The following is a 13,406-nucleotide window of genomic DNA, read 5'->3' as shown; positions in this document are numbered from 1 at the left end:
GCGTGGGAGGCCACTACTTCCCGGTTCGAGCGCGATCTTCGGGCGGCGAGTACGGTCAGCGGCGGGGCGTGACCGCCGCGAGCAGTTCCGGCAGGCGGCGGTCCAGCACGTCCCCGGCCAGGTAGGAGCCGAGCAGCGCGGCCCCCAACCCGTACGCCAGGCCGATCGGCAGGGCCAGCCAGAGCCAGAGGTCACCGAACAGTGCCGCCGCCACCACCATCGGCACCGCCGCGGCGGTCGAGGCGATCATGGACAGCAGGGCAAGGAAGCTCTTCGCCACCCCGGCGCCGGTGTTCATGGCGAACGGGTTGCTCGTCTCCGGCAGCGCGTACGCGCCGAGCACCGAGACGAACGCGTTGATCGCGAGCCCGCTGCCGTACGCGGCGAACAGCGCGCCGGCCATCACGCCCAGCCAACCCGGGTGTCGCAGCAGCGCGGCGAGGATGACCGCGACCACCACGAGCAGCGGCACCACGTAGATCGCGAACGCGGTCATCCGGGCGCGCAGTTCCAGCCGCCCCGGCACGCCGGCCACCACGTTGGCCGCGTACGCGCTGCCGTCGAAGCCGAACTGGTTTGCCACGGTGAGCGACGCGACAACCCCGACGAAGACCAGCGAGAGGCTGACCAGCACCGGCGACGAGTCCGCGGTCACCTCGCCGAACGCCTGCCCGCCCTCCACGGCCAACCGGGCGCCGCCCACGTTGACCATCACCGGCACGAAGATGCCGACCACCGCGATGGTGATCAGGTTGGCCCGCCGCCGGGCGTCCCGCCACCAGTACCGGGCCTCCCGGGCGACCAGGGCGCCGAACCGGTCCCGCCGGGCCCAGCCGGCCGCCCGCGGGAAGAGTTGGGCGACCGCCGCGCCGACCGTGCCGCGCCGGTCCCGGGACGGCCCGGCGCTCACCGCGCCGACCATCGCCGACTCCAGCGAGCGCGACCACCAGAGCAGCAGCGCGCCGATGGCCAGCGCGGTGATCAGCAGCTTCAGCCCGGCGGCCCAGGCCCGGCCCTCGGCCACGTCGATCCCGGCGGTCCACGGCGCCCCGAACGGGGTCCAACCGACGATCCGGGCCGTCCCGGTCAACTGGTCCCAGTCGGCCCGGCGGACGGCGGCAAGCACCGCGATCTGCAACGGCCCGAGCAGGGCGGCCAGCACCGCGAGCAGCACGGCGGCCAGGTCGCGTACCCGGCGGGAGCGCAGCATGGTGGCGAAAGCACTGGTCACCGCGCGGGCGGCGGCCACACAGAGCAGCAGGCCGACGATCACCCCGACCAGTTGCACCAGGGCAGCCGGCCAGCCGCCCAGCGCGCCGGCGGTGATCACCAGCCCGGTGACCGCGATCAGCGTCGCCAGCACCGGGACGCTGACCAGGGCGGCCGCGAACAGGCCGGTGACCAGGGCGCGGCGGGAGAGCGGGAGCAGCGCGAACCGGGCCGGGTCCAGGGTCTCGTCCACGCCGAAGAAGGCCAGCGGCAGCAGCAGCCAGCCGAGCACCAGCAGCCCGCCGCCGAAGGCGGCGATCATGAGCGCGTACCGGGACTCGCCGGCCAGGCCCGGCGCGGCCAGGAGGAAGAAGCCGCCGGCGGCGAACCAGAGCCCGATCACGACGCCCACCACGAAGAGGGCGATCCGCCAGCCCTGGCCGCGGAAGTTGTTGGCCAGCACGCGCAGCTTGAGCCGGACGAAGTGCCGGGCGGAGACCTGCCGGACCGGCTCGGCGGGCGCGGTCACCGGGACAGCCACGACAGCTCCTCGCCGGTCGCGGTCCGCCCGCCGACCACCTCCACGAAGACCTCCTCCAGGGACCGCTCGCCGCGTACCTGGTCGAGCGTGCCGACCAGCTTGATCCGCCCCTCGGCGAGGATCGCCACGTGCGAGCAGAGCCGCTCGACGACCTCCATGACGTGGCTGGAGAAGACCACCGTGCCGCCGCCGGTCACGTACCGGTGCAGGATGTCCCGGATCAGCGCCGCGGAGACCGGGTCGACCGCCTCGAACGGCTCGTCCAGCACCAGCAGCCGGGGGCCGTGCAGCAGCGCGCAGGCCAGGCCGATCTTCTTCTTCATGCCCGCCGAGTAGTCGACCACCAGGGTGCGGCCGGCGTCGCCCAGCGCCAGCACGTCCAGCAGCTCCGCCGCCCGCTGGTCGACCACCGCGGGGTCCATGCCGCGCAGCAGACCGTGGTACGCCAGCAGCTCGGCGCCGCTGAGCCGGTCGAAGAGACGTACCCCGTCGGGCATCACGCCGAGCAGACCCTTGGCGCGGACCGGGTCGGCCCACACGTCGTACCCGAGCACCTGGGCCTGGCCGGCGTCGGGCCGCAGCAGGCCGACGGCCATGGACAGGGTGGTCGTCTTGCCGGCCCCGTTCGGGCCGAGCAGCCCGTAGAACGAGCCGGCCGGCACGTCCAGGTCGACCCCGGCGACCGCGACCTTGGTGTCGAACCGCTTGGCCAGGCCACGGAGGGACAACGCGGGGTGCTGATCGCTCATGAACCAGACCGTATCCGGCCCGGACCAGGCGCCGCTCCGGCCGGAGGATGATTCGGCGTCATCCCCCAGCCGTACCTGGCGCCCTCAGGTCGCCGTCCGGACCGGGCACGGGCCGGTGCCGGCCGCGGTGCGGCAGGTGATCGGCGCCGACACGCTCGACCAGCAGAGGCGCTCCCCGTCGATCTTGTTCATCGGCTGGAAGTAGGCGCTGTACTCGGTCACCTGGTGGTTGACGGGCGACAGCCGGGCGACGCCGCCCGGCCGGGTCACGCTCGCCCGGCCGTCGGCGTCGGTGGTGGCGTGGAACAGTGCCTCACTGTGTGCGTTGTTCGGGCCCACCACCGTCACCGCCAGCTTGACGGTGACCCCAGCGACCGGCCTGCCGTCCCGGGTCAGCCGCGCGCTGACCGTGAGCGGGGCGGTCACGTCGTCGACCTCGACCGGCGACACCTGGAGCACGGTGTCGGCGCAGCCGTCGGAACAGCCACTGAGCGGACCGACGAGGCCGCCGGCGAGCACCAGGGCCAGCAGCCCGGTGACTCGCCGACGGCTCGCGGTCGGCATGCCGGTCAGCACGCCCCGCCGTCGCCGGTGTTCTCCTGCTTGGGCGCGTGCTCGCCGTCGAACGGCCAGGCGGCGTACGCCAGCAGGTCGAAGATGTAGTCGTCCACGTCGTCTCCCGGGTCGAGCATGGTCACCACGCTCGGCCGGCCGCCGGGCACAGTCACCCCGTTACGGGACTTTTCCGCCAGGCCGGGCCAGATCGCCAGGACGATCTCGGCGAGCGGGATGCCCCAGGTGCTGACCTCGACCGTCACCTTGCTGGGCTGCTGCAGATCGTAGCGATGGTAGTCGACGCTGTCGTACAACCCGACCAGCTTGAGGTCCTGCTTGAAGAAGTCCGGCCCGACGATCTTGTCGATGCGGAGCAGCAGGTCGATGTCGAGATCGAGATGGACGCCGGCCATCGACATGGTCGCCTGACCGAACGTGCCGTCGAAGGCCAGGAACAGGTAGCCCAACTCGCGGGGCAGCCCGAACGGCAGGTCGGTGCGGACGTTGCCGGGCCGCAGCGTCGCCGCCTGGATGTCGGTGAGGTTGAAGGTGATGTCGCTGATCCAGCTGTCCCGCACCTCGGCGTGTCCGGTGAACAACCCGCGGACCAGGCCGAAGCAGTTGAAGAACTCCAGGTCCATCTCCTTCCTCGACACCGAGAGGTGCAGGTTGCCGACCATCTGCAGTTCGTCGGTCTTCGGTACGGACGTGATGGTGACGACCTGGGTCTCCGGCGCGAGTTCCACAGTGGTCCGGTGGCCGAGGTTGGTGATGTGCAGTTCGAGATCGTCGGGCCCGGCCTCGAAGTCGTCGGTCTTCTTCACCAGATTCGCCTCGACCTCGACGTCGATGTCGAGGGTGTCCCGCCCGTCGTTCGCCGTGTAGTCCACCGTGGGCAGGTTGTCTCCCTCGGCGTTGCCGAATCCGCGGGCGCTGAACGTCATGTCGGTGGGCACGTCGCGCAGCTGCACCTGGCCGGTGGCCGGGTCATTGCGGAAGGTGCCCGTGGCCTTGATCGACAGGTTGTCGATGACGGTCGAGTTCTTGACCCGCACCGAGGTGGGCGAGCCGACCTTGCCGCTCACCTCCAGGCCACCGGGGATCGGGTCCAGGTGGGCCAGCGCCCTGGTCGAGTCGAACTTCGGCACCTGGTCGGCCTGGGCGTGCACGTCCAGGATGCCGGCCGAGGCCACGTCCGAGTCGTACTTGATGCTGAGCGTGTCGGTGAGGGCGATCGGGCCGAGGGTGAAGTTGATCCCGGACGGCAGGTCGGTCAGGGTCGCCTCGGCCCTGATCCGGTCCGGCGGCGACGGTACGAAGACCGAGTCGTCGACGTACAGGGTCAACTTGTTCGATCGGGGCTGGTAGCCGGCGAACGAGTAGCTCCGGGTGGTCGGGTCGACGGTCACCCGGCTGGGCAGCCCCGAGACGTTGATGATCCCGGTCAACCCGAAGCACTTCCCGTCCACGCAGAACGGGCCCTGGTTGGCGCAGCCCGGCCCGACGGTGCAGCTCCGGTCCACCACCGAGGCGCCGTTGGCGTAGCGCGGCGCCCCCAGCCCGTCCAGCGCGGCCACCTTGCCCAGCCAGAACTGCGTCTCCACGTCCAGCGTCGCGTCGGCGGCGTAGTTGATCACACCGCCGTTCGAGCTGAAGGTGATGGTGCCCGGAATCGGCCCGAGCCGGCCCAGTGCCCCCAGCCGGACGTCCTGCGCGCCGCCCGCGGCCAGCCGTACGTCGCCGTCGAGCGCGATGGTCTGCCGTTGCGCGTGGTAGCTGGCCGTGACCGACGAACCGGAATGACCGAACTCGGCGTCCTGCAGTCCGGTGATCGACGCGCTGCCGTCGATGTTGCCGGTGACCTCGTCGTAGTGGGTGGCCAGGTGCGACCCGGCCGGTGCCAGGGCGGCCGCGTGGTTGGTCACCGCGAACGCCGCGCTCCCCAGCGAGCTGCCCTCGGCGGCCCGGAACGCGTACGTGCCGTTGCCCCAGTCCGCGTCGAACCGGGCCGGTACGCCGCGGACGTCCGCGAACGCCGACCAGGTCCGGCCCCCGTACGGCACGTGGGCCAGGAACGAGATCGCCGAGATCGGCGCCGACATGGTGGTCTCGGCGTGCCGGGCCGGCAGGTCGACCAGCGCGTCCACGGTGGCCGGCACGCCGGTCACCGACGCGGTCAGGTAACCCGTGCTGGCGTTGGTCACGGTGAGCCCGATCGAGTCCACCGCGGCCGAGTTGCGGACCGCCACCGTGGTCCGGTCACCGATCGTGCCGTTGACGTGCATCGTGGCCGGCAGCCGGCCGATCGTGGCGCGGCCGCGTACCACCGGAAAGGTCTGGTCGGTGGTGGTCACGTCGGCGTCGAAGCGCAGGCTGCCCAGCGGTGCCGAAGCGGTGTACCGGAAGTCGATCGAGCCGCCGGCGACCTCGACCGGGCCGACCGTCATGTCCAGCTCGGCCGGCAACCCGGAGAGGCTGGCCAGGGCCCGCACGTCCGGCAGGCTGTCGACCAGCCCGGCCAGACGCAGATACGCCTGCAACGGCGCGGCCGGCGGCCGGTAGCCGGTGAACACCACCGTCCGCGCCCGGGTGTCCACGGCCAGGTTGCTCGGCAGCCCGGGCAGCCGGACCGTGCCGACCAGCCCGAGGCAGCGGGCGAACACCGTGCAGAAGACGCTCTCGTCCTTGGCGCAGCCGTTGCCGGTGTCGCAGCCGTTGCCGACCAGGGCCACCCCGTTGGCGAACAGCGGTGCGCCCAGGCCCGCCAGCGCACCCACCTTGCCCACCCGTACCCCGATGGTCAGCCCGAGGTGGCCGGTCGCGGTGTAGCTGAGCCGGCCGTCGGCGAAGGTGGACCGGATGGTGTTCGGCAGGCCGTCCACCCGGGCCACCGCGGAGAGTTGGGTGTCGTCCACGCCGTTCGCGGCGAGCAGCACGTCCGCGTCCACGAACACCGGATCGCCGCCGGTGTCGGTGTCCAGCCGGAAGGTCTGCCCGCCGCCGTCGCGCGCGTATTCCACCCAGGACAGGTTGCGCACCGACACGCTGCCGTCCAGGTCACCGGTGACCTGCCGGTAGTGCACGCCCAGGTGCAGCCCGGTCGGGGCGACCTGGCCGCCGTGGTTGGTGACCGCGAGCCGGGCCCCGCCGAGCGGCCCGGACAGGCCCCGGAACCGATAGGTGCCCTCGGCGAAGTCGGCGTCGAACCGGGCCGGCACGCCGGTCAGGTCGGCCATCGCGGTCCAGTCCCGGCCACCGGACGGCAACCGGACCACCGCCGCCAGGCTGGTCAGCGGATCGGACTGGGTGCCGTCGAGGTGCCGGGCCGGCAGGTCCAGCAGGAAGTCCATGGTGGTGGCCAGCCCGGCCGCGGCGGCCGACAGGTAGTGGTCCTGCTGCGGGCGCAACGTCTCCACGTGCGCCGGGCTGGCGAACACCTCCACCTTCTGCACCCGGCTGGTCGCCTCGTACCGCAGTCGAGGCCGGTCACCCAGGTCGTAGGAGAGGTTGATCCGTTCGGGCAGCTCGGTGACGGTGGCGAACAGGGTCGGCCCGGCGGCCGTGTTGGTGTACGCGGCGAACACCCGGTGGATCACCGAGCTGGTCTGGTACGCGACCGTACGCGCCGCCGTGTCCACGTCCAGCGACGCGGTGGCCGGCAGATTGGAGAGCTCCAGCCGGGCCTTGTGCAGCCCGTCCAGGTCACCGGCGGCGACGAAGGGTTGGCCGCCCGGATCGAACGTGGTGGTCAGCCGGGGATGCCCGTCGTAGTAGGCGTCGACCTGCCGCATTCCGGTGACCCGGGCGGAGACGCCCAGCGCGGTGCCAGCGGTGACCAGCGTCGCGTGGTCGCTGTCGTACGGCGCGAACGCGCCGAGGTTGCGCGAGATGGCCACGGTGCCGGAGCCGAGCGGCTGGGCGCCGTTGAACGTCACGTGGCTGGCGCCGGTGTCGGCGGTGAGGGTCACCTCGGTGGGCAGCTTGCGCAGCGAGCCCCGGCCGACCAGGCCGCCGGCCTTGTCGTACACGGCGACGTCCAGCGCGGCGAGCTGGCTGCTCGCGGTGTAGTCGAGGTCGACCCCGGTGTCGGTGTTCGCCAACGCCGCGTCGAACGAGGTGGGAATCGCCTCGGCGCTGGCCTGGACCGCGTTGACCAGGCCCGCCGGCTGGTAGCCGAAGTCGGCGAAGAGCACCCGGTCGATGCCGGCGGACGCCCGGTAGGCGAGGGTGGCCTTCCCGCCCGGTGGCCGGGTCAGCTCGACGGACACGCTGGTGGGCAGCTCGTCGACGACGAGCTGGGTGAACTCGTCGACGCCGTCACGGTTGCTGAGCACCTGGACGTCCAGCTGGGTGGCCTTGTCGCTGGTCGAGTCCACCAGCACGTGCTGGTCGGTGGTGTCGCTGCCCGGATCGATCCGGGCCCGTGCCGAGAAGATCGACGGTACGGGGGAGAAGCGGGCACTCGCCACCGTCGGCTGGTACGGGTCACCCGCGCTGTCGTCGGTCACCGAGGCCAGCCCGGCGGTCACCGCGAGCGCGTCGCCGGCACCGCCCTGGAGCAGCCGGGCCTGGATGTCGTACACGCCCCGCAGCAGGGTCACCGGGTTGAAGGTGAACAGCCCCAACGTGCCGGTCGGCAGGGTGGTGCCGCGCCGCAGCCCGTCGAAGCCGACCGAGAGCCGCTGGTGGCCGGGGATGTCGTAGACGGCCCAGACGTGTGCCGGCAGCGGCTGGCCGGCCAGTTCGCTGGTGGGCAGGCGGAGCGCCAGCAGGGCGACGCCGACGTTGATCAGGTCGAGCAGGGCCTCCAGCTTGTCCGCCAGCTGCGCCTGGAGATCCGCGATCAGGTCCTGCAACCGCAGCCGTTCGAGCAGCAGTTCGGGATGGAGGATGACCTGGAGCGGGTCCTTGAGCAGCTCCAGGACGACGGCGAGGCGGTCCTGGGCCGCCTTGAGGGCGGACTGCACCTCGAGGAGCTGGCGCACCGCGGCGACCACGTCGCCGGGCAGCGCCACCGGCAGCAGGTCGGCCAGCACGTCCGGGGTGCCGTCGCCGGTCACGTCCACGATCGCGGGTACGGCCAGCGGCAGGGTGAGCGAGCAGGACACCGTCTTGGTGGCCGACTCCGAGCAGATCCGGTAGGTGATGCGCGGAATGCCGTCGGGCAGCTGCTCGAGCAGCGCCAGCGGGTCGACCGGCAGGGGCGGCGGGATGTTTCCGCTGGCGAGAGCCGTGATCAGCGCTTCCAGTGTGACCGGCTGCGCCGGATCGACGAACTGGGCCGAGGAGACCTGGGGCTGGAGCTTGCGGGCGTCCAGGTCCGGGGTGCGGTCCGGGTGGAGCCGCCCGGCCCGGTCGAGCGTGGTGATGGCATCCGCGGCGGTGGCGTCGACCAGTTCCTGGCCCGGATGCAGCGGCAGGGTGAGCGGCGCGGGCCGGACCGGCGGGTCCGGCACGACCGGGGCCCGGTCGATGGCGACCGTCCCGGCGGCCGGATCGACCGCGGGTAGCGGGGCGATCGGTGTCAGCGCGGCGGACGGCCCCCGGTCGACCCGCACCGAGCCGGGTGCCGGGTTGACGGGCGGCACCTGGTCGAGCTGCGGCATGATCGCGGTACGCGACGGCCCGTTCGGGTCCGGGGCCGTGCCGTCCGGCGTGGTCGGGTCGGGTTTCGCGGTTGCCGTGCCGGGCTTCGGTGCCCCCGGGCCGGGCTCCGCCCGGGCCGGATCTGGTACGGCGAGTTGGCCGGTCAACAGGGCGATAGCGGCGGCGGTGGTCAGGAACGTACGGCCGAGCCTTGCGCGGCTGCGCATGAGGACGCCTCCCCCGGGTGGCGATAAATGCGACAAGCCTTTCTTGTGACATCGAAATATGTCCACTGATTAATCGGGTTTCGGACATCTCCGCCACTTGACGGCAGAGCCCCCTGCGTCCGTGCCGTTCGCCCAGCGCGATCGTCACGATGCGCCACCCGCTCAGGCCTGGACACGCTCAGAGCCGCAGCGCCTCCGGGGCGTGCAGGCGGAGCATGGTGGTGCCGACGTCGGGCGGGAGCCGCCGCCGGGTGGCGATCGAGACCGCCACCATCACCGTGAACGCCAGCGGCACGGTCCACGCGGCCGGCTGGGTGGTCAACGTGGCCGGCCAACCGGTCAGCGGCGGACCCAGCACGGTGAGCAGCACGGCGCCCATCGCGGCACCGCCGCCCACCAGCACCCCGGCGGCGGCGCCCAGGTCGGTCAGCCCGCGCCACCAGATGCCCAGCACCAGCAGCGGGCAGAAGCTCGACGCGGCCACCGCGAAGGCCAGCCCGACCACCTGGGAGACGTCCAGCCCGGACAGATTGAGCGCGAGCACCGCCGGCACCCCGCCGGCGATCACCGTGGCCAGCCGGAAGCCGCGTACCGAGCCGCGGCCGAGGACGTCGGTGGAGATCACCCCAGCCACGCTGGTGAGCAGCCCGGATGAGGTGGAGAGGAACGCGGCGAACGCCCCGGCGGCGACCAGCGCGGCGAGCAGCCGGCCGACCTGCCCGTCGCCGAGCACCGCCCCGGGCAGCAGCACCACCACCGCGTCGGTCTGGCCGGTGACCAGCAGTTGCGGGGTGTAGATCCGGCCCAGCACGCCGTAGATGGTGGGCAGCAGGTAGAAGACACCCACCAGGGCGAGCACCACCAGGGTGGTCCGGCGGGCGGCCGCGCCGTCCGGGTTGGTGTAGAAGCGCACCAGCACGTGCGGCAGCCCCATGGTGCCGAGGAAGGTGGCCAGGATCAGCGAGTACGTCGCGAACAGCCCCCGGTCGTCGTCCCCGGCGGTGTCCGGCAGCAGCCAGTCCGCCGCGTCGGTGGCCGTACCGGAGACCTCCGGCACCGGGTCGCCGGCGGCGAAGTCGAGCCGGTCGCCGGGGCGTACCTCCCGGACGTCGCCGTCGGGGAAGGTGAGGGTCGCGCGGTGCTCGACCACGACGGTGGTCGCGGTCCGGAACGCCGGCCCGTCGGGCGGGGTCACCGCCGGGCGGGCGTCGGCCTGCCACTGCAACGCCAGGAAGATCGCGGGTACGGCCAGCGCGGTCAGCTTCAACCAGTACTGGAAGGCCTGGACGAAGGTGATCGCCCGCATCCCGCCCAGCGCCACGTTCGCGGTCACCACCACGGCGACCAGCAGCGCACCCACCGGGTACGGCGAGCCGGCGACCGTGGCCAGGGTCAGTCCGGCGCCCTGGAGCTGGGGCACCAGGTAGAGCCAGCCGATGAAGATCACGAAGACGGTGGCCAGCTTGCGCAGCCGCCGCGAGCCGAGCCGCACCTCGCAGAAGTCCGGCAGGGTGAACGCCCCCGAGCGGCGCAGCGGGGCGGCCACGAAGAGCAGCAGTGCCAAATAGCCGGCGGCGAAGCCGACCGGGTACCAGAGCACGTCCACGCCGTACTTGAGGATCAGGCCGGCCACGCCCAGGAAGCTCGCCGCCGACAGGTACTCGCCGCCGATCGCGGCGGCGTTCCAGGTCGGGCTGATCGCCCGGGAGGCGACCAGGAAGTCGGAGGTCGTGCGGGCCAGCCGCAGCCCGTAGAAGCCGATCCCGACCGTGACCAGGGTGACCGCCACGATGGCCGGGACGACGTACCCGTTGCCCATCTCAGCGCTCCGGCCGCTGGACCAGGTCGGTGAAGTCCTGCTCGTTCCGTTCGGCCAGCCGCACGTACGCCCAGCCGACCGCGATCAGAAACGGGAACGCGGCCACCCCGAGCAGCAGCCACGGCAGGTTGACCCCGAGCACGGTGACCCGACCGACCGAGGGTGCGATGGCGAACAGCCAGGGCAGGCCGCCCAGCCCGATCAGCACCAGCAGGCTGAGCCGCAGGGCCAGCGCGAGCTGGGCCCGCACCAGCCCCCGGACCAGCGCCTCGCCGACCCGGGTCTGCTGGGTCAGTTCGGAGCGGGTGCGGTCCGCCCGGCTGCCCGAGCGGGACACCTCGGCCAGCACGATCCGGGTACGCCGGGGCGGCTCGGCCGCGCGCGGGGCCGGCACCGGAGCGGCAGCCGGCCGCCCCGGAACGCCCCGATCGTCCGCTCCGGTCATCTCCGGCAGTCTCGCCTGATCACCGCGAATGTCAAGGTTCCGCGAGGCGTCCGTCGCACCGGCCTGTGGACAACTTGTGGAGAACGCGTCACTCCTGTGGACAACCCGGTGGATGACGGTGGGTTCGTTGTGGACGACGGGGCGGGATGTCAGGGTGGTCGGGTAGGGAGGAGGTGTGACGGTGACCCGTACCGGATCTCTTCGTGGCCCGGGAGGACGCCCTCGACCGGAGCGGTGCCGCGCTCGACCCGGCTGATGTGCTCCTCGTGGTCGAGGTGATCTCGCCGAACAACGCCGGCCGGGACCTGGTGCTCAAGCGCCACGAATACGCTGCGGCCGACATCCCCCGCTACTGGCTGGTGGAGCCACGGAAGCAGACGCTGACCGTGCTGGAGCACGTCGGCGGCTACCGGGAGACGGCCGTCCTCGGCGCGGCGGAAGTCCTCCGAACGGATCAGCCGTTCCCGCTTGTCCTCCCGGTCGCTGACATCTTCTGAGCGCGTCCCGGAACCTTCGTCCCCGCCCGCGAGTGGGAGAGGTGGAGAGGGGAGGTGACGGTGTCCGACGGTGAATTGATCTCCGAGCTCTACGCTGGCTGCTTCCGCCGGCTGGTGGTCCAGATCTACGCGGTGACCGGGGATCTGAGTGAGGCACAGGAGGCGGTCCAGGAGGCGTTCACCCGGGCTCTGACGGCGCCCGGACGGTTCGCCCGGCTTGACAACCCGGAGGCGTGGCTGCGGCGGGTCGCGGTGAACGTGGCTCGCAGCCGGCACCGGCGGCGACGCGTGCTGGACCGGTTGCTGCTCCGGATCGGTCCGCCACCCGCCGTCGCCGATCGCTCGCCAGAGCACCTGGCCCTGCTGGCGGCGTTGCGGGACCTGCCCGAGGGGCAGCGACACGCGCTGGCCCTGCACTACCTCGTCGACCTGCCGGTCGACGAGGTCGCGGCAACCCTCGGCGTCTCCGCCGGCACGGTGAAGTCCCGCCTCTCCCGTGGGCGGCAGGCTCTGGCAGCGCTGCTCAGCGACTCCGACGTCACTGGCAGCACGAGCACCAGGAGGACCGATGTCCGATCGTGAGTTCTCCGGCTTCGACATCGACACCATGACAGACGCCGTTCGGCAGCCGCCCCTCGATGAGTTGCGTGCTGTAGCCCGCTCCCGCCGGCACCGGTCGGTCGCGCTAGCGGCGACGGCCCTGGCCGCGCTGGCCGCGATGGCGGTCGTACCGCTGGTGTCCCCGCCAGAGCAGCATGAGCCGGCGGTGCCGGACAGGCCATCGCCCGGTCCCACCCTGTTTGGCAACCCCGGCGACTTCACGCTTACCGGTCCCGCCTCGGGGGTGGACGTGCGCATCGACAGCTGTCTACTCCGCTTCGCGCGCACCGACGACGGGGGCCGGACCTGGTCCGACTGGGACGCGGCCCGGTACCAGGCCACCAGATGCAAGCGTGGCTCCACCGAGACGGCGGAGAAACTGGAGTACTCCGTGCTCGGTGACCGGTCGTATCTGGTCGACGACGGTGGACTGCTCCGCCTCTCAACGGACTACGGCCGTACGTGGCATGACGCGGACCGGGCGATCGTGGGGGTGCGCGCGTTTCCGGCGGCAGCCCGGCCGGTCTTCTGCCAGTTCGGCTGCGGGGCGATGAATGAGCCGCTGGCGGTGGACCCGTCGACCGGCAAGGTTTACCGGCTCACAGGCGAGCCGCCGTCGCCGCTCCAGCTGTTCAGCCTCTACCCGGCTCCGGATGGCACCATCTGGGCGACGTACCGGGCAGGTGGTGCGGCGACCACCGGGGCCCGCAGCGCCGACCGGGGCGCGACCTGGAAGACCTGGCAGCCACCGGACAGTACGAGCCTCCTGGCGCTGGTGGGGGTCGACGACCGGGAGGGGTACCAGCTGATGTCGTCCCCGGCCGGCTCGACCACGCTGGCGCGGACCACGGACGGCGGGGCGAGCTGGACCGCCACCGGCGCCGACCTGCCGGAGGGACCGCACTGGGACCTGACGGTGGGGACGGACGGGTCCCTGCTGGCGATCACGCAGACCGGCCCGGAGGACAGCCACTCGGCCGAAGTTTTGGTCAGCCGGGACGACGGACGGAGTTTCACGGTGGCGCGGGGGAAGGGCTGGCCCGTCGGTTCGGTCAGTGTCGCCCCCGGCTATGCCTGGCTCTTCGGCCGGTACGACGGGTCGAACGGCGAGCCGGACCATTTCGTCCTCACCCGCGACGGGCGTACCTGGACCCAGTTCGACCTCGCCCTCTGATTGG

General features: G+C 72.2%; 8 protein-coding genes and 1 pseudogene. 3 read left to right on the top strand and 6 right to left on the bottom strand.

Features of this window, described 5'->3' with window-relative positions; genetic code table 11:
- Window positions 1-55: 55 nt before the first annotated feature.
- The 6 genes from ABZ783_RS03560 to ABZ783_RS03535 all read right to left on the bottom strand — a co-directional run bounded on the left by ABZ783_RS03560 (window position 56) and on the right by ABZ783_RS03535 (window position 11,131).
- On the bottom strand, window positions 56-1,750 hold the full coding sequence (locus ABZ783_RS03560) for an ABC transporter permease (RefSeq protein ID WP_357434348.1): 1,695 nt from the start codon (window positions 1,748-1,750) through the stop codon (window positions 56-58).
- Window positions 1,735-2,499, bottom strand: coding sequence for an ABC transporter ATP-binding protein (locus ABZ783_RS03555; protein ID WP_357434347.1), 765 nt, complete (start codon window positions 2,497-2,499; stop codon window positions 1,735-1,737). Before ABZ783_RS03555 ends, ABZ783_RS03560 begins: the two co-directional genes overlap by 16 nt.
- 84 nt (window positions 2,500-2,583) lie before the next feature.
- Window positions 2,584-3,063 carry a hypothetical protein gene (locus tag ABZ783_RS03550; RefSeq protein ID WP_357434346.1) on the bottom strand — a complete coding sequence of 160 codons (480 nt, stop codon included), beginning with the start codon at window positions 3,061-3,063 and terminating at the stop codon, window positions 2,584-2,586.
- 5 nt (window positions 3,064-3,068) lie between these two features.
- Window positions 3,069-8,867, bottom strand: coding sequence for a hypothetical protein (locus ABZ783_RS03545; protein WP_357434345.1), 5,799 nt, complete (start codon window positions 8,865-8,867; stop codon window positions 3,069-3,071).
- A gap of 178 nt (window positions 8,868-9,045) precedes the next feature.
- Entirely contained in the window at window positions 9,046-10,686 is a 1,641-nt protein-coding gene (locus ABZ783_RS03540; RefSeq protein WP_357434344.1) for a cation acetate symporter, read from the bottom strand.
- 1 nt (window position 10,687) lies between these two features.
- On the bottom strand, window positions 10,688-11,131 hold the full coding sequence (locus tag ABZ783_RS03535) for a hypothetical protein (protein ID WP_357434343.1): 444 nt from the start codon (window positions 11,129-11,131) through the stop codon (window positions 10,688-10,690).
- 197 nt (window positions 11,132-11,328) lie between these two features.
- On the opposite strand from ABZ783_RS03535, the pseudogene ABZ783_RS03530 reads away from it, so the two are divergent.
- The 3 genes and pseudogenes from ABZ783_RS03530 to ABZ783_RS03520 form a co-directional block, all read left to right on the top strand.
- A pseudogene (locus ABZ783_RS03530) lies at window positions 11,329-11,628 on the top strand (Uma2 family endonuclease); the annotation flags it as partial.
- Between the two features lie 60 nt (window positions 11,629-11,688).
- Window positions 11,689-12,210: a sigma-70 family RNA polymerase sigma factor gene (locus ABZ783_RS03525; RefSeq protein WP_357434342.1), complete on the top strand. Its 522-nt coding sequence runs from the start codon at window positions 11,689-11,691 to the stop codon at window positions 12,208-12,210.
- Entirely contained in the window at window positions 12,197-13,402 is a 1,206-nt protein-coding gene (locus ABZ783_RS03520) for a hypothetical protein (protein WP_357434341.1), read from the top strand. The genes ABZ783_RS03525 and ABZ783_RS03520 overlap by 14 nt, the downstream gene beginning before the upstream one ends.
- Window positions 13,403-13,406: the final 4 nt, after the last annotated feature.

The sequence above is a fragment of the Micromonospora sp. NPDC047738 genome, from assembly GCF_040642675.1.
Lineage (GTDB): Bacteria > Actinomycetota > Actinomycetes > Mycobacteriales > Micromonosporaceae > Micromonospora.
Note: the sequence above shows the minus strand (reverse complement) of the source record. Positions and strands in the feature narration are given on the sequence as shown.

Excerpts from the sequence above, each read along its gene's own strand:
- ABZ783_RS03555 (WP_357434347.1), bottom strand. The coding sequence starts at position 2,499 with ATGAGCGATCAGCACCCCGCGTTGTCCCTCCGTGGCCTGGCCAAGCGG.
- ABZ783_RS03550 (WP_357434346.1), bottom strand. The coding sequence starts at position 3,063 with ATGCCGACCGCGAGCCGTCGGCGAGTCACCGGGCTGCTGGCCCTGGTG.
- ABZ783_RS03545 (WP_357434345.1), bottom strand. The coding sequence starts at position 8,867 with ATGCGCAGCCGCGCAAGGCTCGGCCGTACGTTCCTGACCACCGCCGCC.
- ABZ783_RS03540 (WP_357434344.1), bottom strand. The coding sequence starts at position 10,686 with ATGGGCAACGGGTACGTCGTCCCGGCCATCGTGGCGGTCACCCTGGTC.
- ABZ783_RS03535 (WP_357434343.1), bottom strand. The coding sequence starts at position 11,131 with ATGACCGGAGCGGACGATCGGGGCGTTCCGGGGCGGCCGGCTGCCGCT.
- ABZ783_RS03520 (WP_357434341.1), top strand. The coding sequence starts at position 12,197 with ATGTCCGATCGTGAGTTCTCCGGCTTCGACATCGACACCATGACAGAC.